The 18,410-nt window shown below is 73.0% G+C and carries 16 protein-coding genes and 1 riboswitch; of the genes, 9 read left to right on the top strand and 7 right to left on the bottom strand.

The window, feature by feature from the left end; all coding sequences use genetic code 11:
• Positions 1–364: 364 nt before the first annotated feature.
• Both IE195_RS25620 and thrC read right to left on the bottom strand, forming a co-directional pair.
• Positions 365–643: a ubiquitin-like small modifier protein 1 gene (locus IE195_RS25620; RefSeq protein ID WP_191276270.1), complete on the bottom strand. Its 279-nt coding sequence runs from the start codon at positions 641–643 to the stop codon at positions 365–367.
• 65 nt (positions 644–708) lie between these two features.
• Positions 709–1,968: a threonine synthase gene (gene thrC / locus IE195_RS25615; RefSeq protein WP_191276268.1), complete on the bottom strand. Its 1,260-nt coding sequence runs from the start codon at positions 1,966–1,968 to the stop codon at positions 709–711.
• Positions 1,969–1,981: 13 nt separating this feature from the next.
• Positions 1,982–2,121, bottom strand: a riboswitch (SAM riboswitch).
• Between the two features lie 327 nt (positions 2,122–2,448).
• Between thrC and IE195_RS25610 the strand changes: the two genes are divergently transcribed.
• Positions 2,449–3,894, top strand: coding sequence for an alpha,alpha-trehalose-phosphate synthase (UDP-forming) (locus IE195_RS25610; protein WP_191276266.1), 1,446 nt, complete (start codon positions 2,449–2,451; stop codon positions 3,892–3,894).
• A gap of 81 nt (positions 3,895–3,975) precedes the next feature.
• On the opposite strand, the gene IE195_RS25605 is transcribed toward IE195_RS25610, so the two are convergent.
• Both IE195_RS25605 and IE195_RS25600 read right to left on the bottom strand, forming a co-directional pair.
• Positions 3,976–4,581 carry a GrpB family protein gene (locus IE195_RS25605; protein WP_191276264.1) on the bottom strand — a complete coding sequence of 202 codons (606 nt, stop codon included), beginning with the start codon at positions 4,579–4,581 and terminating at the stop codon, positions 3,976–3,978.
• A 217-nt stretch (positions 4,582–4,798) separates the two neighbouring features.
• The gene (locus IE195_RS25600; protein WP_191276262.1) at positions 4,799–5,959 is read right to left on the bottom strand and encodes a S8 family serine peptidase; all 1,161 of its coding nucleotides are present in this window, start codon (positions 5,957–5,959) and stop codon (positions 4,799–4,801) included.
• 230 nt (positions 5,960–6,189) lie between these two features.
• Between IE195_RS25600 and IE195_RS25595 the strand changes: the two genes are divergently transcribed.
• Together IE195_RS25595 and otsB are read left to right on the top strand one after the other, a co-directional pair.
• Entirely contained in the window at positions 6,190–6,474 is a 285-nt protein-coding gene (locus IE195_RS25595; RefSeq protein WP_191276260.1) for a DUF3263 domain-containing protein, read from the top strand.
• A 221-nt stretch (positions 6,475–6,695) separates the two neighbouring features.
• Positions 6,696–7,517 carry a trehalose-phosphatase gene (otsB, locus tag IE195_RS25590; RefSeq protein WP_191276285.1) on the top strand — a complete coding sequence of 274 codons (822 nt, stop codon included), beginning with the start codon at positions 6,696–6,698 and terminating at the stop codon, positions 7,515–7,517.
• Here otsB and IE195_RS25585 read toward each other — a convergent pair.
• Positions 7,486–8,517 carry a serine hydrolase domain-containing protein gene (locus IE195_RS25585; protein WP_191276258.1) on the bottom strand — a complete coding sequence of 344 codons (1,032 nt, stop codon included), beginning with the start codon at positions 8,515–8,517 and terminating at the stop codon, positions 7,486–7,488. The genes otsB and IE195_RS25585 overlap by 32 nt on opposite strands.
• 173 nt (positions 8,518–8,690) lie before the next feature.
• Here IE195_RS25585 and argJ point away from each other — a divergent pair, with 173 nt between their 5' ends.
• The gene (argJ, locus tag IE195_RS25580; RefSeq protein WP_191276256.1) at positions 8,691–9,851 is read left to right on the top strand and encodes a bifunctional glutamate N-acetyltransferase/amino-acid acetyltransferase ArgJ; all 1,161 of its coding nucleotides are present in this window, start codon (positions 8,691–8,693) and stop codon (positions 9,849–9,851) included.
• Positions 9,852–10,011: 160 nt separating this feature from the next.
• Here the strand turns inward: argJ and IE195_RS25575 are convergent, their stop codons facing one another.
• A complete protein-coding gene (locus tag IE195_RS25575; RefSeq protein ID WP_191276254.1) occupies positions 10,012–11,745 on the bottom strand; it encodes a phosphoenolpyruvate--protein phosphotransferase in 1,734 nt (577 codons plus the stop codon).
• A 259-nt stretch (positions 11,746–12,004) separates the two neighbouring features.
• Here IE195_RS25575 and IE195_RS26560 point away from each other — a divergent pair, with 259 nt between their 5' ends.
• Positions 12,005–12,139: a hypothetical protein gene (locus IE195_RS26560; protein ID WP_264081811.1), complete on the top strand. Its 135-nt coding sequence runs from the start codon at positions 12,005–12,007 to the stop codon at positions 12,137–12,139.
• 47 nt (positions 12,140–12,186) lie between these two features.
• Positions 12,187–12,456: an HPr family phosphocarrier protein gene (locus IE195_RS25570; protein WP_191276252.1), complete on the top strand. Its 270-nt coding sequence runs from the start codon at positions 12,187–12,189 to the stop codon at positions 12,454–12,456.
• 60 nt (positions 12,457–12,516) lie between these two features.
• Here IE195_RS25570 and IE195_RS25565 read toward each other — a convergent pair whose 3' ends face one another.
• Positions 12,517–13,272, bottom strand: a complete 756-nt coding sequence (locus tag IE195_RS25565) for an SDR family NAD(P)-dependent oxidoreductase (protein ID WP_191276250.1) — start codon at positions 13,270–13,272, stop codon at positions 12,517–12,519.
• Positions 13,273–13,515: 243 nt separating this feature from the next.
• On the opposite strand from IE195_RS25565, the gene IE195_RS25560 reads away from it, so the two are divergent.
• Genes IE195_RS25560 through IE195_RS25550 form a run of 3 tightly spaced genes read left to right on the top strand, consistent with a single transcriptional unit; the run spans position 13,516 to position 18,278 of the window.
• Positions 13,516–15,030: an MFS transporter gene (locus tag IE195_RS25560; protein ID WP_229826466.1), complete on the top strand. Its 1,515-nt coding sequence runs from the start codon at positions 13,516–13,518 to the stop codon at positions 15,028–15,030.
• A complete protein-coding gene (locus IE195_RS25555; RefSeq protein WP_191276247.1) occupies positions 15,027–17,642 on the top strand; it encodes a PEP/pyruvate-binding domain-containing protein in 2,616 nt (871 codons plus the stop codon). Before IE195_RS25560 ends, IE195_RS25555 begins: the two co-directional genes overlap by 4 nt.
• 9 nt (positions 17,643–17,651) lie before the next feature.
• Positions 17,652–18,278 carry a TetR/AcrR family transcriptional regulator gene (locus IE195_RS25550; RefSeq protein ID WP_191276245.1) on the top strand — a complete coding sequence of 209 codons (627 nt, stop codon included), beginning with the start codon at positions 17,652–17,654 and terminating at the stop codon, positions 18,276–18,278.
• The last annotated feature ends 132 nt before the right edge of the window (positions 18,279–18,410 follow it).

The raw sequence follows: 18,410 nt of genomic DNA, 5'->3' as shown, positions 1-18,410 counted from the left end.
CCCTGGGCTGGGCTACCCCGGCCGAGGTCCTCAACGAGTTCCTCGTTGCAACAACCACTTGACCCCAAGGCGCCGAAGTTGCCCCTGGTAGCAAGATCACCGTGGGTGGGGCGGTTTCGGAAGCAGCGGACACTCTGCCGGACCGGTTTCGGGCACCGCGGGCTGCGCAGCTGACCCTTCGGCCCCCAGCGACCGCCCGCCACCTGCCCCCGCCTCCTGGTCCCCAGCGCGGCCGCCCGCCCCTGCTGCTGCGGCGCGGCAGGCAAGGAGCGGCCGCGACACACGGCCAGGCGTTGCGCACAGAACTCGGCGAGGGACGGGCGCACGCGGCGCCCGCCCCTCACGGTTCACGTGTTCACCCCGGTCAGCAGCCCCCGGCGACCGCCGGGATGATCGAGACCTGCTGGCCGTCCTTGACCTCGGTCTGCAGGCCCTTCTCGAAGCGGACGTCCTCGTCGCCGACGTAGACGTTGACGAATCGGCGGACCTTGCCGTTGTCGTCGAGGATGCGGGCGCGGATGCCCGGGTGGTTGGCCTCCAGGTCGTCGAGGATCTCGGCGAGGGTGCCGCCCTCGGCGGTGACCTCGGAGGCGTCGTCGGTGTAGGTGCGCAGGATGGTCGGCACGCGGACGCTGGCGCTCATGGTGTTCGTACTCCTGTGAAGTGGGTGCGGCGGGATACGGCCGGGGCTGGCCCCGGGGCGGCGGTTCAGGCCAGGCCCTCGGCCTTGAAGGCGTCCAGGGACGGCCTGATCGTGGCGGTGACGCCCGAGTCGACCGCGTTGAGGGTCTTGAGCCCGTCACCGGTGTTGACGATGACCGTCTCGGCCTCGGGGTCGAGCCTGCCCTCGCGCACCAGCTTGCACAGGACGCCGGTGGTCACGCCGCCCGCCGTCTCGGCGAAGACGCCCTCGGTCCGGGCGAGGAGCTTGATGGCGTCGACGATCTCGTCGTCGCCCACGTGCTCGACCGAGCCGCCGGTGCGCTGGGCGATGTCCAGCACGTACGGGCCGTCCGCGGGGTTGCCGATAGCCAGGGACTTGGCGATGGTGTCCGGCTTGACCGGCTGGATCACGTCGTGGCCGTTCTCCCAGGCCCTGGCGACCGGGGAGCAGCCGGTGGCCTGTGCGCCGAACACCTTGTAGGGGCGGTCCTCGACCAGGCCGACCCTGATCAGCTCCTGGAAGCCCTTGTCGATCTTGGTGAGCTGGGAGCCGGAGGCGATCGGGATGACGATCTGCTCGGGCAGGCGCCAGCCGAGCTGCTCGGCGATCTCGTAGGCCAGAGTCTTGGAGCCCTCGGCGTAGTAGGGGCGCAGGTTGACGTTGGTGAAGCCCCAGCTCTCCCCGGCCTCGTCCCCGATGAGCTCGGAGCAGAAGCGGTTGACGTCGTCGTAGTTGCCGTCGATGGCGACGACCTTGCCGCCGTACACGGCGGCCATGACGACCTTGCCCTCCTCCAGTCCGGCCGGGATGAACACGCACGACTCGAAGCCGGCCCGTGCGGCGGCGGCGCCCACGGCGCCGGCGAGGTTGCCGGTGGAGGAGCAGGAGAGGGTGGTGAAGCCGAAGGTGCGGGCGGCCTCGACGGCGATCGCGACCACGCGGTCCTTGAAGGAGTGCGTGGGGTTGGCCGAGTCGTCCTTGACGTGCAGGGACCTCAGGCCGAGTTCGGCGGCGAGCCGGTCGGCGCGCACCAGCGGGGTGAGGCCGGGGTTCATGTTCGGCAGCTCGGCCACGTTGTCGGGGACCGGCAGGAGGGAGCGGTAGCGCCAGATGTTCTTGGGGCCGCTCTCGATCTCCTCGCGGGTGACGTTCCCGAAGTCGTAGGCGATCTCCAGGGGGCCGAAACAGAACTGACAGGCGAAGATCGGTGTGAGTTCGTACCGCTCGCCGCACTCCCGGCAGGACAGGGCGGTTCCGGGTCCGAAGGCGCGAACGGAGGTGGGTTCAGCGGCGGTAATCGCCATGGCGAGGCGTCTCCCCTCATCTTTCCTGGTGGCCACCTTGACCCCAGGCCGGAGTTGGCACCTGCCTCGACGGGTTCGCGGTGGTCGCGTCCACATGTCGAGATGGTTGCCGGGGCTTCGCAGGGCCGGTCCCTCCACCCCTCTGGATGAGCAATATGAAGTTGTCGCACTTCCGCTTGGAGAGCGCACCGTCACTGTAACGGACGTGTTGACCGGTTTTCCACGACGGGTGATCCGGATTACACCATCCTTCTCATATCGTGAGACACAATGAGACGGCGCCGGTTGAGGGGCCGCCGCCGTGCCCGCCGTGTTTCCGCCCCGTGACGGTCTCCACCGTTGACCTCGGGGGTGTTTGGGGCCCCTGTCCACAGGCGAGACCTAGGGGCATGTTCCGCGGGCGCGCAACCCGCCGCGTAACGCCCCGGGGAAGCGTCCCACTCCCCGCCGCATCCGTGATTCTCTCGAGAGGACGACCACGTGGACAAGGCCCAGATCCTCATCGCCTCCAACAGGGGGCCGGTCTCCTTCTCCACCGCCGACGACGGCTCCCTGGAGCACCGGCGCGGCGGTGGCGGCCTGGTCTCGGGGATGATCTCCGTGGCCACCGAGATCGACAGCCTCTGGGTGTGCGCCGCCCTGTCCGACACCGACCGGCGAGCCGCGGCCGAGGCCCCGGAGGCCCGTCTGGACAAGGCGCACGACCTCGACGGCATGCGTGTTCACATGCTGGACATTCCGGAGGACACCCTCGCGGGCGCCTACACCGGGGTGGCCAACTCGACCCTGTGGTTCGTCCAGCACATGCTGTACGACACCCCGAACAAGCCCTCCTTCGGCTCGGAGTTCCGCGAGCTCTGGGAGGACTACACCGCCTACAACGACGCCTTCGCCGAGGCCCTGGTCAGCGGTGCCGCCGACAACGCCCGCGTGGCCGTGCAGGACTACCACCTGGCACTGGTACCGCGCCTGTTGCGGACGCGCCGCCCCGACCTGCGGATCGCGCACTTCTCGCACACCCCGTGGGCGCCGCCGGAGTACTTCCGCATGCTGCCCGCCCAGGTCGCCCGGGAGCTGCTGGAGGGCATGCTGGGCGCGGACCGGCTGGGTTTCCTGAGCCCGCGCTGGGCCGACGCGTTCCTGCGCTGCTGTGCCGAGATCCTGCGCGCCGACGTGGACCTCGAACAGCGCACGGTGGAACACGGGGGCCGGATCGTCGAGGTGGGCGTGCACGCCCTGGGCGCGGACGAGGAGGGGCTCCGGGCGAGCGCCGCGGAGCCCGCCGTGGCGGACCGGCGCCGGACGCTGCGCGAGGCGGTGGGCGACACCAGGCTGATCGTGCGGGTGGACCGCACGGAGCTGTCCAAGAACATCGTGCGCGGGCTGGAGGCGTACCGGGAGCTGCTGCGGGCGCACCCCGAGTGGCGGGGTCGGGTCACCCACCTGGCGTTCGCCTACCCGAGCCGCGGCGACGTGCCCGAGTACCGCGAGTACACGGACTCGGTGCTCCGGCTCGCCAAGGAGATCAACGAGGAGTTCTCCACCCCCGAGTGGACGCCCCTGGTCTTGGAGGTCAACGACGACTACCCGCGTTCGCTGGCCTCGTTCCAGATGGCCGACGTGCTGTTGGTGAACCCGATCCGGGACGGCATGAACCTGGTCGCCAAGGAGGGGCCGGTCCTGTCCGAACAGGACTCCGTGCTGGTGCTGTCCCGTGAGGCGGGCGCCGCCGACGAACTGGGCGAGGGCGCGCTGCTGGTCAACCCCTACGACACCGTGGAGACCGCCGAGGCGCTGCACCGGGCCCTGTCGATGCCCGAGGCGGAGCGCCGCAAACGCCGGGAGCAGTTGGCGGAGGCGGCCGTGGCGCTGCCACCGCGCCGCTGGTTCCAGGACCAGTTGCGCTCGCTGGGGCTGCGCTCCTGAGGTGTGTTCGGCCCGCCCGTCCGGGGCGGGGTCGCGGGGCCGTGTCCCTCACCGGACACGCCCTGCGGCGGTACCCGGGGCTCAGCCGGCCCCGGTGCTCCCGTCCCGACTGGCCCCGGCCTCGTCGAGGAGTTCGGTGATGATGCCGGTCTTGGCGTCGGCGTAGTCCTGGATCCTGTCCCAGGTGTGCTCGGCCAGTTCGCGCTTGACGGCGGTGTAGCGTTCCCGCGCCCCGGCGTCCTCGGTGAGGTGGTCGCGGAGGAGCCGCATGCGGTCGATCTCCGCGCACCCCTCGGTGAACACGTGCAGGTTGATGTTGACGCCCGGGCCCTTGAGGACCCGGTGCTCGTACCAGTCGGGCTCCCGGATGACCAGGGAGTACCCGGCGGCCTCCAGGTCGGGGACGTAGGCGGCCTCGTCCGCGGAGTCGGCGACGGCCAGAAGCAGGTCGAGGCAGGGCTTGGCGGCCAGGCCGGGCACCGAGGTGGATCCGACGTGGTCCAGGGACAGGACCCGGTCGCCCAGGACGCCGCGGAGCCGTCCCTCCTCCTGCCTGAACAGGTAGGGCCACTTCGGGTCGGGATCGCAGATGTGCACACGCCCGTTCACGAGGTGGTGCGACCGGGGGTCTGCTCCGATCACCTTTTCTCCTCGCGAGGGCAGAGAGGGTGTTTCGAGGGAGGACATCCACAAAGCCTTCTCCCCTGCGGTGCGCGAGTCAAGACCCTCCGTGTCGCTTACATATGCACGCGCAGATTTTGCATGACATACCGTTGACCAGGCATAACCGTACGCGACAGTAAAGCTGGAGGGGTGCCCGAAGAGCTCCTGGGGCCGCCCCGGGCGGGCGCCGGGAACCCTGTCGGCCACACGGCGCCGCGGCCGTCCGCCGCGGCGCCCGCCCCTACCCCTTGCGGCGCCGGCCGCCCTTCCTGCGCCGCGAGGGGCGTTCCTCGGCCCGGGCCCGCTCCGCCCGCTCGGCGGCCAGTTCCTCGTCCTGCGTCCGCCGCTCGGCCGCCACACCGTAGGGGTCCTTGCTGGAACGGCGCACCCACAGCGCCAGAAGGATCACCACGATGGCGAGGACGACGCCGGCCAGGGCGAACCAGATCCACACCGGCACGTCCGGGGAGTCCTCCTCGACCAGGTCCTCGTCGAGGAGCGGGTTGTCCTCCGCCACCTCCGCGGCCTGGGTGGCAGCGCCGGGAAGGTGCAGGAGCGGCAGTCCCTCCGCGCCCTGCTGGGCGCCCCCGACCAGCGCCTCACGGACCTGTTCCGGGGAGAGCTGCGGGTACTCGGCCCGCAGGAGCGCGGCCGCCCCGGCGGCCACGGCGGCCGCGTAGGGGGTTCCGGTCACCTCGTTCAGCCCCATGTCCGTGCCGGCCGCCTCCAGTGCGGCCCCGGGCGCGAGGAGTTCGACGGACGAGGTTTCGGGCGGGTCCGGGACGAGTCCCCCGTTCTCGTCCACACCGCCCACCGCGAGGACGTTCGGGTCCTCCTCCCCGCCGGCGGGGGCGACGACGAGGGTCCCGCCCTCGGCCGCCTCCGCGGTGGCCTCCGACTGGTCCCCGTCGGTGCCGACCTCCTCCGGCAGCAGGACGACCTGGGCACCCGCGTCCACGGCGTAGCGGATCGCGCCGGGCAGGTCGTCGCCTGGCAGCACCAGCAGCTCGGCCTCCGGGGCTACACCCAGGACCCCGCCGTCCGCGTCCATACCGTGTCCGTGCCCAGCGACCAGGGAGGCCGCGGCCGTGCCCTGTTCGGTGTCGGTGCCGTTGCCGCCGAACTCGGTGTCCACCTCCAGGTTGTCCCGGATATCGGGGTGCTCCTCGTTCACGGAGACACCGGGCAGGGCCACGGTGAGGCCCTGGCCCCGGGTGGACTCCCAGATCTCCTGGGCCCCGGCGGACTGCAGGGCCCACTGCTCCGGCCGGAAGTCGGGGACCCCGTCGGCGGCGGCTGGAACCGCCGTCAGTCCCAGTACGGTGAGCGCCGCGCAGGCCCCCGCCGCGGCGCCCAGCACATGGCGCGTTTGTGTCCTGTTACGGCTGTTGCCCCCGAGCACGTCAGGCTCCCTCGAACGTTGCGGTCGGCATTCCGCCGGGCCCTCCCCGGACCCTCGCAATTCTGTCATGGGCACAGGATTCAGGCTTGGACAAGTGGCCTGGAGGGTAGGGAACGTAACTGTATCCCTGGTGCCAGTCCTGGGTTCCCCGTTCCTCATCCGGCATGTCGAGTCGCTAGCATGAGTCGCGCCGATCCGGACAAACCAATTACCCGTCCAGGGGGTGTCCCATGCCGAATATCGGTCCGCCCGAAGGCAGTCAGTCGGCCCTCGCCGAACGCGAACAGCGCATCCTCGCCTTCGAACGCCAGTGGTGGAAGTTCGAGGGCTCCAAGGAACAGGCGATCCGTGACGAGTTCGGGTTCTCCGCGACCCGGTACTACCAACTGCTCAACGGACTGGTCGAGCGCCCCGAGGCGCTCGCCTTCGACCCCATGACCGTCAAACGTCTGCGTCGGCTGCGCGCCGACCGCCGACGCCAACGCAACGCGCGCCAGTTGGGCATCCACATCTGACCGGCGTCCCGAGTGCGGACGCCGGGAGCCCCCGGGCCCGCACACACCGACCCGCGCGTTCCCCGCCGACGGCCACCACCCCGTCCGGGCCCGCACACGCGCGCCCTCCCCATCGACAGCGACAGGGTCCTGCCTTGCCTCAGCCCCGACAGCACGGAACGCCCGAGCGGAACAGGCCGGGCGGTCCGCACGCACAGAACGAACCGACCGGTGGGAACGGGCTGCCCGAACCGACCACCCCGAACGGGCGGGCCGCGCTCGAAGCACTGCTCACCGAACCCGCGCGGGCACTGTTCGCCTTCGACTTCGACGGCACGCTGGCGCCCATCGTCGCCGACCCGCGTGACTCCGCCCCCCAACCGGGGATCGTGGCCGCTCTGGCCGAACTGGCCGAACTGGCGGGCACCGTCGCAGTGATCACCGGGCGCGGTGCCGCCACCGCGGTGGACCTCGGCGGTCTGGACCGGGTGCCCGGCATCACCGTGCTCGGACACTACGGCGCCGAGCGCTGGTCCGACGGCCGTGTGGCGGCCGCCGAACCGCCGCCCGGGGTGTCCCTGGTCCGGGCCGAACTCCCGGGCCTGGTGGACGCCTCCGGCGCGCCGGAGGGCACCTGGATCGAGGACAAGGGCCGCTCGTTGGCCGTGCACACCCGGCGCGCCGCCGACCCCGACAGGGCGCTGGAACTGCTGGGCGGCCCCCTGACGGAGCTGGCCGAACGCGCGGGGCTCAAGGTGGAGCCCGGGCGGATGGTGATCGAGCTCCGTCCACAGGGTGTGGACAAGGGTGCGGCCCTCACCTCCCTGGTGGAGGAGAGGGGCGCGCTCCACGTCTTCTACGCCGGTGACGACCTCGGCGACCTGCCCGCCTTCGAGGCGGTGGCCGCGCTGCGTGCGCGTGGCGTGTCCGGCCTGACGGTGTGCTCCTCCTCCGAGGAGGTCACCGCGGTGGCCGACGCCGCCGACCTGGTCGTCCCCGGACCCGCCGGGCTGGCCGAGCTGCTCGGCCGCGTCACGGAGAGGATTCGTGGGCTTGCGGCGTGAGCGCCGAACGCGCAGCCGCACGCAGGTCCACCAGTCCGGTGCGGTCGCGCCCGTAGTGCACGGCGTTGGTGAGCACACCGACGTACCGTCCGCTCTCCGGGTGCATGAACAGGCTCGTCCCGGTGAAACCGTTGTGGTAGACCACCCCCTCCGGGGTGACCAACCAGGCCAGTCCCCTCGACAGCCGGGCGCCCGCGTCCACCTGCGGTGACCAGCTCTCCCGAACGAACGACCCGGGGACGGCCCCGGCTCCGCCCTCGTGCAGGCGGAGCATCTCCCGGGCGTAGGTGCCCAGGTCGATCGCGGTGCTGAACACCCCGGCGTGCCCCGCCACACCGCCCATCAGCGCGGCCGCCTCGTCGTGCACCACGCCCCAGGAGGGCGCCGCGCCGACGAGACGGCGCTCGGTCGGCGCCACGCTGGGCGACCTGGCCAGCGGGCCGTAGGCAGTGGACCGCATACCCAGGTCGTCCCACAGGCCCGCGGCCAGCCGGTCCAGTCCCTTGCCGTACAACCGCTCCAGGAGCAGCCCGAGCAGGATGAACCCGCGGTCGACGTACTGGTAACCGGGCTCCTCCAACGGATCCGCCAGAATCGCCTCGGCCAGGTCCTGGTCGGTGCCCACGTAGCGCTCCAACCAGGTGACCTGGTTGAGCCGGCTCGTGTGGGTGAGGATCTGCCGGGTCGTCACCCAGGCGCCCGGCAGGTCCTCACCCGGAAAGTACTCCGACATCGGGGCGTTCAGGTCCAGAGCGCCCTCGGCGACCGCCCGGCCCACCAGGGGCCAGGTCGCCATCACCTTCGTCAGGCTCGCGACGTCGTAGGACACGTCCGGTGCCGTGTCGTGTTCGCTGTCGGTCCGCCCGACCGCCACGAACTCCCACATACCCCCGGTCCCGACCACGGCGGTCCCGCCCGGAAGCCAGCCCGCGTCCACCATCACCTTCAGGACACCGCGGATCCGCGCCCCAGTCTCCGTGAGCCAGTCACCATCACGCACAACACGCCTCCCCCCGAGCGGTCTACCCCACACTCGGCGGATACCCCGTTCGCTCCGCCTTGTCACACCCGGACCGTCACCGCACAGTACGAAACCCCCACAGGTCACGGCCGTAACCGGGGCTTTCGGGCGTGGCGAAGTAGGCTTGCGCCCACGAAGCTCCGAGGAGGACGATGAGCAGCAAGACCCCCGTTCCCGCAGGTTTCGTCGGCGTGGCCGGCAACATCGGGATCAAGGACCCCAAGGACGACTTCTTCGCGGTGGTCTCGCAGGCCCCCGCGGTGGTCTCCGCCGTGTTCACCCGGTCCCGGTTCGCCGGCCCGAGCGTCAGGCTCAGCCGGGCGGCCGCGGCGGACGGACACGCCCGCGGGGTCACGGTGATCGCCCGAAACGCCAACGTGGCGACCGGCCAGATCGGGACGGCCGACGCCCGTGAGGTCCAGGAGGGCGTGGCCCGGGCCGCCGGTGTCGACCCCGACGACCTCCTGATCGCCTCCACCGGGGTCATCGGCCGCCCCTACCCCATGGAGAAGGTCCGCTCCTACCTGGACGGCCTGCCCGCGGAGTTCCCCCCGGCAGACCTGGACCGCTCCGCCGCGGCCATGATGACCACCGACACCCACCCCAAGATCGCCACCGCCACGGTGGGCGAGGCGACCCTCACCGGGATCGCCAAGGGCGTCGGCATGATCGAACCCGACATGGCGACCATGCTGACCTGGTTCTTCACCGACGCCGAGCTGGAGCAGCCGGTTCTGGACGAGGTGTTCCGCCGGGTCGTGGACCGGACCTTCAACGCACTGAGCATCGACACCGACACCTCCACCAGCGACTCCGCGGCGGTTTTCGCCAACGGGCTGGCCGGACCGGTGGAGGCCGCCGAGTTCGAGGCCGCCCTGTACGAGGTGGCGTTGAAGCTCGTCCGGATGATCGCCTCCGACGGCGAGGGCGCGGGCAAGCTCGTCGAGGTCCGGGTCACCGGGGCGCGCGACGACGCGCAGGCCAAGCGGATCGGCAAGGCCGTGGTGAACTCGCCGCTGGTCAAGACGGCTGTGCACGGCGCCGACCCCAACTGGGGCCGGGTCGCGATGGCCGTGGGCAAGTGCTCCGAGGAGACCGACGTCCATCCGGAGAACGTACGGATCGTGTTCGGGGACGTGGAGACCTTCCCGACCGAGGCCACCGAGGAGACCCTGGAGCGCGCCGCCCGGCACATGAAGGGCGACGAGGTGGTGATCAGCGTCGACCTGGGCATCGCCGAGGGTGCGTTCACCGTCTACGGCTGTGACCTGACCGAGGGCTACATCAGGATCAACGCGGACTACACGACCTGAGCCCCGCCGCCCGGCGCACACACCCGCCCCACGCGCCGAACCCGGTGCGTGGGGGCGGGTGTGTGGGGCTGGGCGCCGTTCCCGACGGACGGGGGGCGAATCCAGTGCTGTCCTCGCCCCCGGCGGCCCGTCCGCCCGGTGCCCGCGGCCCCTCGGGTGGTCAGAGACCGACGACCTCCGGGTGGGCCGCACCCCGAACGGCCTCTCTGGCCTGTTCGGGCCCCTCGGCGGTGAGCGCGAGTTCGGCGAGTTCGCGGCACTCGGCGTGGGTGTGCCGGGCCAGGGCGTAGCGCACGGCGGGCAGCGCGGGCGGTGCCGCGGACAGGCTCGTCACACCGAGCCCCACCAGCACCAGTGCGAGCAGCGGGTCGGCGGCGGCCTCACCGCACACACCCACCGGCTGCCCCAGCCGCTCCCCCGCCCCGCCCGTGCTCCCGACCAGGCTCAGCAGCGCGGGCTGCCAGGGGTCGAGCAGGTCGGGCAGCGCGCCCAGGGTGCGATCCGCGGCCATCGTGTACTGCGCGAGGTCGTTGGTGCCCACGGACACGAAGTCCACCCGGGGCAGCAGACGGTCCGCGAGCAGGGCCGCCGCCGGTACCTCCACCATCACCCCGACTTCCCCGATCCCGGCCGAGCGGGCCAGGTCCGCGAACTCGGCGGCCTCGGCGGGGGTCGACACCATCGGCGCCATCACCCGGACCCGCGCCGCGGACCCGGTGGTGTCGGCGGCGCGCTCGGCGGCGGCGATCGCGGTGAGCTGGTCGGTGAGCAGGCCCGGGTGGACGCGTGCGGCCCGAAACCCCCGCACCCCCAGGGCCGGGTTGTCCTCCGGGCCGGTGGCGGCGAAGGCGAGCGGCTTGTCCGAACCCGCGTCCAGGGTCCGCACCGTGACCACCCGCCCCGCGAAGGCCCGGAACAGCCGGGTGTAGACCTCGGTCTGCTCGGCGACGGTCGGCGGCTCGGCGCGGTCGAGGAAGAGGAACTCGGTACGCAGCAGGCCGATGCCCTCGCTGTCGTGTGCGGCCGCCTCCCCGGGGTCGCCCTCACCTGCGTTGAGCAGCAACGCCACGGGGACCCCGTCGGCGGTCCGCCCCGGCCCCGAGGACGCTCGGAGCAGGGCTCGGCGCCGCTCCGCGCGCCGCCGGACCCCTTCGGCGGCCTCCGGGTCCGGATCGGTCTCGACCGTGCCCGCGTCCCCGTCCACCGCCACGACCGCGCCGTCGGCCAAGCCCTCCGCTCCCGCGCAGCCCACCACCGCGGGGATGCCCAGGGAGCGGGCGAGGATGACCGTGTGGCTGGTGGGACCGCCGAACCGTGTGACGATCGCCAGGACCCGGTCGCCCTCCAGGCGGACGGTGTCGGCGGGCGCCAGGTCCTCGGCGACCAGCACGTGGGGGTGGCCGGGGTCGGGCAGTCCGGGCATGGGCAGCCCCAGGAGCGCCGCCACGGCCCGGTCCCGGATGTCGGAGAGGTCGGCCGCACGCTCGGCCAGGTAGCCGCCGGCGGCCAGGAGAAGATCCCGGTAGCGGCTACACGCACCCCACACGGCCCAGGCGGCGGCACGGCCGTCCCGTACCCCCTCCTCGACCTGCCGTCGCAGCTCGGGGTCCCGGGCCATGAGCGCCTGGGCGTCGAGCACCGCGGCGGCCTCGCCGTCCAGGTCCGCGGCGCGCCCCTCCAGCTCGGCGGCCACACCCTCTAGGGCGCCGCGCGCGGCCCCCGCCTCGGCCTCGGGATCGGCGACCTCGGGCTCGTGTTCGGGGAGCGCTGGCGGGGCGGACATCCGGGCGACCGGGGCGACGGCACAGCCGGGGCCGGCCGCGATGCCCCTCAGTACGGGAGCGGGGCGCGGGGCGTCGGCGGCGGGGGGCGGAACGGGGTCCGTCTGCTCCATGGGGTGCTCTCCTGTGACAGCTGGGGTCGGCGGTCGGGGCGGCCTGCGCGCGGTGGGCGCCGGGTCGGGGCGCCTGCCGCGCCGTCGGGTCCTCCGGTTCCCCGACACACCAAGCCAACCCGGAATCAGCCCGGTCCGCCAGAGCGGATGCCGAATCTGTGGACAACTCGGCCGGGGCCGGGAGCACTCGGAGTACCGTGGGCGCGGGCGACAGCGCGCTCGCGGGCTTCCCCGCCCGGGAAGCGTCCCGGGAGCGCCTGTGCCGGGCTCCGGCCCGGGGGCCGCCGCCGCGTCCCCGTCCGGCACCACCGTCCCCCGACCCGACGACGCGGCCGCCGAGGGCGTCACCCCGGCGGCCGGACCCGATCCCCCGTGGCGGATCGGCAAGCTGTGACCGGGACCGGAAGTACCGGGCCCGCCCGACACCCTCCAAGGACTCACATGCCCGAGCGCACCGTTGTCATCGGATCCCAGCTGGGCCTGCACGCGCGGCCCGCAGCCCTGTTCGTCCAGGCGGTCAACGAGACCGGCCTAGCCGTGACGGTCGCCCGTCAGGGCCAGCGGCCGGTGGACGCGCGCAGCGTGCTCTCCGTGATGTCGCTGGGCGCGTCCCACGGCGAGAGCGTGACCCTGAGCTGTGCGGACGAGGGCTCGGAGGAGGCCCTGGACGGCCTCGTCGAACTGCTGGCCAAGGAGCTCGACCCCCGATAGCCGCCCGGTCGCGGGGCGGGGAGGGGCACGCGCGGGAAGGCCCTCCCCGCCCTCCCCCGGCTACTCCCCGACCCGGTGGATCCGGTGCTGCGCGGCCTGGGCCCGGGGACGCACCACCAGCAGGTCGATGTTGACGTGCGGGGGCCGGGTGAGGGCCCACACGATGGTGTCGGCGACGTCCTCGGCGCTCAGCGGGTCGGGCACCCCGGCGTACACGGCCTCCGCCCGGTCCGCGTCACCGCGCAGGCGGTTGAGGGAGAACTCCTCGGTCTTGACCATGCCGGGCGCCACCTCCAGCACCCGGACCGGCTCCCCGCACAGCTCCAGGCGCAGGGTGGCGGCCAGCGTGTGGGCCCCGTGCTTGGCGGCCACGTAACCGCCGCCGCCCTCGTAGACCACGTGCCCGGCCACCGAGGAGACGAGCAGGACGGTGCCGTCGCCGCTGGCGATGAGTTTGGGCAGTAGGGCCTGGGTCATGTTGAGCACGCCCAGGACGTTGACCTCGTACATCCGCCGCCAGTCGGCGGGGTCGGCGGTGGCGACGGTCTCGGTGCCGATCGCGCCGCCCGCGTTGTTGACCAGCACGTCGCAGGAGTCCAGCGCCTCGGCGAAGGCGTCGACGGCGGCGCGGTCGGTGACGTCGAGGACCTGGGCCCGGGCCGAGTGGCCGCTCCCGGTGATCTCCCCGGCCAGCGCCTCGATCCGGTCGGCGCGGCGGGCGACCAGGACCACGTCGTAGCCCTCGGCGGCGAGCCCGCGCGCGGTGGCGGCGCCGATCCCGCTGCTGGCTCCGGTGACGACCGCGGTCGCTGTCATGTGGTTCCTCCCAGGGTCAGGTGTCGCGCCGAGCGTATCCGGGGGCCGGGCCCGGGAGTGGGGCGGGTGCGCCCGACGGAACCGGTGCAGGGGCGGGCGTCCGTGGTCGGCGGCGCGCCCGGGGAGCAGGGGATCCTCCTCGGCCACCCGCCTCCTCAATAGGAAACGTTGCGTTTTCTACAGCGTTGGGCTAGCTTCTTAGGAAACAAGGCGTTCTCTAAAGAGGAGGAATGGAGGTCTGTAGTGAGTGTTGGCAACGCAGTGGGGTCGGCAGAGCACCGGAGATCCGTGGCCCCCGCCCTGCCCGGGCTCCTGCTGGTGATGCTGCTGGCCCCACTGGACCAGACCTCCGTCGTCCCGGCCCTGCCGGAGATCGCGGGGGAACTGGGCGGGCTGGACCGGATGCCCGCCGTCATCACCGCCTACCTGGTCGCCGCCACCGCCGTGCTTCCGGTCTACGGCAGGCTCGGCGACCGCTTCGGACGCAAACCGCTGCTCCTGATCGCCCTGTCCCTCTTCGTCCTCGGTGCGCTGCTGTGCACCCTGGCCACCTCGTTCCCGGTGTTCGTGGGCGCCCGGGTGCTCCAGGGCGCGGGCGGCGGCGGGCTGATGATCGGCGGCCAGGCCACCCTCGCCGAGATCATCAGCCCCCGGGAGCGCGGCCGCTACCTGGGGGTCGTCGGCGTGTTCGCCGTGCTGCCCGCGGTGGGCGGCCCGCTGCTCGGCGGGGTACTGGTCGACCTGTTCTCCTGGCGGTGGGTCTTCGCCGTCCACCTTCCGCTGGGCGTGATCGCCTTCGCCGTTCTCGCCTCGACCCTCCGCCTGCCCCGGCCGACCGCCCGGCAGCCGGTCGACCTGTTCGGAGCCGCCGCGCTCGCCGCGGCCGTGGTCGGCACCGTGCTCCTGGCCGACCTGCTCGCCGGGGACGGGGGAGGGCCGGGGTGGGCGGCCCCGGCCCTGGCCGGGGCGACCCTGGCCGCTCTGCTGCTGTGGCTGGTCTCGGCCCGCCTCGCCCGGGACCCCGTGCTACCGCTCCGGCTGCTGCGCCGTCGGGGGTTCGTCGTCCCGGTCCTGCTCAGCTTCACGGTGGGGTTCGCGCTCTTCGGCACCCTCACCTACGTACCGCCCTTCGCCCAGGTGGGGCTGGGTACCACCGCCACCGGAGCGGGGTTCCTGGTCACCGCGCTGATGGCGGGCGCGCTGATCGCCATGACCGTCTCGGGGCGGCTGATCACCCGAAGCGGCCGGTACTGGTGGTCCCCGGTCACCGGCACCGCGCTGATGGCCCTGGGTTCGCTCCTGCTCGGCCTGGTCGGGTCCGCCGGGGGCGTCCCCGGCCTGGTGGCGATGCTGTTCCTGACCGGCCTGGGGGTCGGACTGGTGATGCAGGTGGTGATGCTCGCCGCGCAGAACGCCACCGATCCCGCCGACCTCGGGGCGGTCACCTCCTCCGTGCTCTTCCTGAGACAGGTCGGCGCCAGCCTGGGCGTCGCCCTGATGGGCGCGCTGGTCACCCGCTCCTTCGCCGAACGCGCCCCCTCCGGGGCCGCCGACCGCGGCAGCCTCACCCCGGAGGCCGTCGCCGCACTGCCGGCACCCGCACGGGAGCTGGTGGCGACCGCCTTCGGCGCCGCCGTGCCGGCGGCGATCCTGACCGTGGCCCCCCTGCTGGGGTTGGCCTTCCTCCTGGCGCTGGCCCTGCCGGCGCTCCCTCTGCGCACCCGGGCGCAGACCGAACTCCTCAAGGAGAACCCGTGAGATCCACCGCCGCCACCCGTACCCCGTTCGTCGCGCCGCTGGACGCCTTCGGCGCCGACGACCTCCCCACCGTCGGCGGCAAGGCCGCCAACCTGGGTGAACTGCTGCGCGCCGGACTTCCGGTACCCGAGGGTTTCGTGGTGACCACCGAGGCCTACGCCGCCGTCGTCGAGTCCGTGCGCCTGGCGGATCTGGTCGCCGCCGTGGAGGGCGGGGCCGGGGAGGGCACCGCCGAGAGCCCCGGTCCACGGCCCGGGCCCGCGGACCTGCGCGCCGCGGTGGCGGGCGCCGCTCTCCCCGAAGGGCTGCGCGAACGCATCGTCGCCGCCTACCGGCACCTGGGCCGGGACGTCCCGGTGGCGGTCCGCTCCAGCGCCACCGCGGAGGACCTGCCCGGTGCCGCCTTCGCCGGACAGCAGGACACCTACCTCAACGTGGTCGGCGCCGACGCCGTGGTGGACGCCGTCCGCCGCTGCTGGGCCTCGCTGTGGACCGACCGGGCGGTGGCCTACCGCCGGGAGCGGGCGGTGGACCAGACGGAGGTCCGGATCGCCGTCGTGGTGCAGGCCATGGTCGACTCCGAGGTGGCCGGGGTGATGTTCACCGCCGACCCGGTGAGCGGGGCGCGCGACCGGATCGTCGTGGACGCGGGGGCCGGCCTGGGCGAGGCGGTGGTGTCCGGGCTGGTCACCCCCGACCACTACCTGCTGGACGAGCGCGGCGGGGTCGTGGAGTGGACCCCCGGGCGCGGTGAGGTGGTGATCCGCTCGGTCGAGGGCGGCGGGGTCCGCCAGGAGGACAGGCCGGCGGGGGAACCCGTCCGTTCCGGGGAGCCGGAGGCGCCCGACGGCGGCGCGCCGGACGCGTCCGAGGGCGGAGCGGGCGCACGGCAGGCCCTGCTCTCCGAGGGGCAGCTGTCCGTCCTGGCCGCGCACGCGCGGACCATCGCCGAACACTTCGGGCGCCCCCAGGACATCGAGTGGGCCCTGTCCGGCCAGCGGTTCCGGATCGTGCAGGCGCGGCCGATGACCGCGCTGCCGCCGCCCCCCGTCGCGCTCAACCGGCGCCAGCGGTTCCAGGCGGCGATCCTCACCGAGTACCTCCCGGTCCGCCCCTACCCCATGGACATGAGCACCTGGCTGGAGCACGGCCCCACCGGGATGATGCGGGAGGTCACGTCGTACTACGGCCTGAAGGGGACCTTCGAGAACTATCTGCGCGAGGAGGACGGCGTGGTCGTCCAGCTCGTCCCGCCCTCCCCGCACCCGGGGCCGCGCATGCTGCTCACCCCCTGGAGGCTGGCCCGCAGGGCCCGACGGTTCCGGACCGCCGACTGGACCGCGGACCCGAGGCTGGCGGAGTTCCTCGCCGAGGCCGACGCCCTGGACGCCCTGGACCTGCCCGCCCTGCCGTGGGCCGAGCTGGTCCAGGTGCCCGCGCGGGCTCTGGCGCTGATGGCCCCCTGCCGGGACCTGCGGATCGACTACCTGCCCGGCAGCGGGCTGGCCCTCGCCCGGATGGCGCTGGCCACCCGTTTCCTGGGCCGCCGGGAGCTGCTCGCCGACCTGCTGGGCGGGGCCCGCACCCGTACCGAGGACTCGAACGAGGCGCTGCGGGCGCTGGCCGACCGGGCGCGAGCCGTACCCGAAGTGCGCCGGCTGTTCACCGAACGGGAACCGGCCGGGGTCCTGGCCGCGCTCAGGGAGGGGACCGGCACCGGGTTCGCGGAGTTCCGTGACGGGCTCGAATCCTTCCTGCGCGAGTACGGGCGGCGGGAGACCGCGTCTCCGCTGCTGGTCAGCCCGCCGACGCTGGTCGAGTCCCCCGAGGTCGTGCTGGGCCTGGTGCGCTCCCTGCTCGACCGGCCCGAGGGGGTTCAGGACACCACCTCCCGGTCCGCGCGGGCGCTGGAGCGGCTGCTCGAACACCCGCTGCTGCGCGGGCGCCGTGCCCGGGCCCTCGTCGAGCGGTGGCTGCGGGCCGCGCGGGACGGGGTGGCCTTCCGCGAGGACAGCCACTTCTACTTCACCGCGAGCCTGCCGGCCCTGCGCCGCTCCCTGTTGGAGATCGGGGAGCGGCTCCGGGGCGCGGGGGTCCTGGAGGAGGCCTTCGACGTCTTCCACCTGCGGTTGGAGGAGGTGGTGGAGGTCGGGGACGTCACCGCGATCCCCGCGGCGCAGGCCGAGCGGCTGCGTTCCCTGGCCCGGGGCCGGGCGGCCAAACGCGCCGAGATGTCCGGGGTGGCGCTGATCGACCACGCCCGGGTCTTCCCCCGCAAGGACACCGGTGACGCGCTGGTCGCGGGCTCCCCCGCCAGCTCCGGCACGGTGACCGGCCCGGTCCGGGTCATCCGCGGGGCAGAGGACTTCCACCGTCTGCGCGAGGGTGACGTCCTGGTCTGCCCGTACACCAACCCGGCATGGACCCCGCTGTTCCAGCGGGCGGCAGCGGTGGTGGTCGACTCCGGGGCGATCGCCTCGCACGCCGCGATCGTGGCCCGCGAGTACGGCATCCCGGCGGTGATGGGCACCGGTACCGGGACCACCGTCCTCACCGACGGGGAGTCGGTGACCGTGGACGGCGGCAGCGGCCGCGTCAGCAGGGCTTCGTAGGATGCGAGCATGTCCGCCGAGAGCACCGATCACCGAAAACGCCCCCGACGCCGGGGGGATGCCCTGGTCAACGCCATCCTCGAGGCCACCATCGAGGAACTGGCGGAGCACGGTTACACGGCGTTGACCATGGAGGGGGTCGCCGAGCGGGCCAGGGCGAGCAAGGCCTCCCTGTACCGGCGCTGGACCTCCCGCGCCACGCTGGTGATGGACGCGGTGTACCACCTGCTGCCCGACCCGTCGGACATCCCCGACACCGGGGAGCTCCGCGGCGACCTGCTGGTGCTGCTGCGCCAGAGCGCCCGGACCCTCTCCGGCCCCGCCGGGGAGGCCCTGCGCGGCCTGCTCGGAGAGGCGCTTCCGCACCCGGAGCACGACGTGGAGATCCGCACCCGGTCCCAGGGGATGGGACGGCGGATGATGGCGGAGGTCGCCCGCAGGGCCGTGGCACGGGGCGAGATCCCCGCCGAGGCGGTGGCGGACGTCCGGCTGGACGTGGGCCAGGCCCTGCTGCGCAACCACTTCCTGTTCCGGGTGGAGCCCGTACCGGACAGCCTGGTGGTGGAGATCGTGGACACGGTCCTGGTACCGCTCTTCCACACGGTGCCAGGGCGCTCCAAACCCAACCCTCATTGATTCGTGTACCTGTCACTGCTCCTTACGCTCTCCAGCACGCGACCACGGCACTATCAACAGAGACCTCATCGGTGTGATCACACCAATCTGACTTGGGCCATCACTTTGTTGCTCTGACTCTGCTGTTACAGC

The sequence above is a fragment of the Nocardiopsis terrae genome (assembly GCF_014651695.1).
GTDB lineage: Bacteria > Actinomycetota > Actinomycetes > Streptosporangiales > Streptosporangiaceae > Nocardiopsis > Nocardiopsis terrae.
This window is presented reverse-complemented; position numbering and strand designations above follow the sequence as displayed.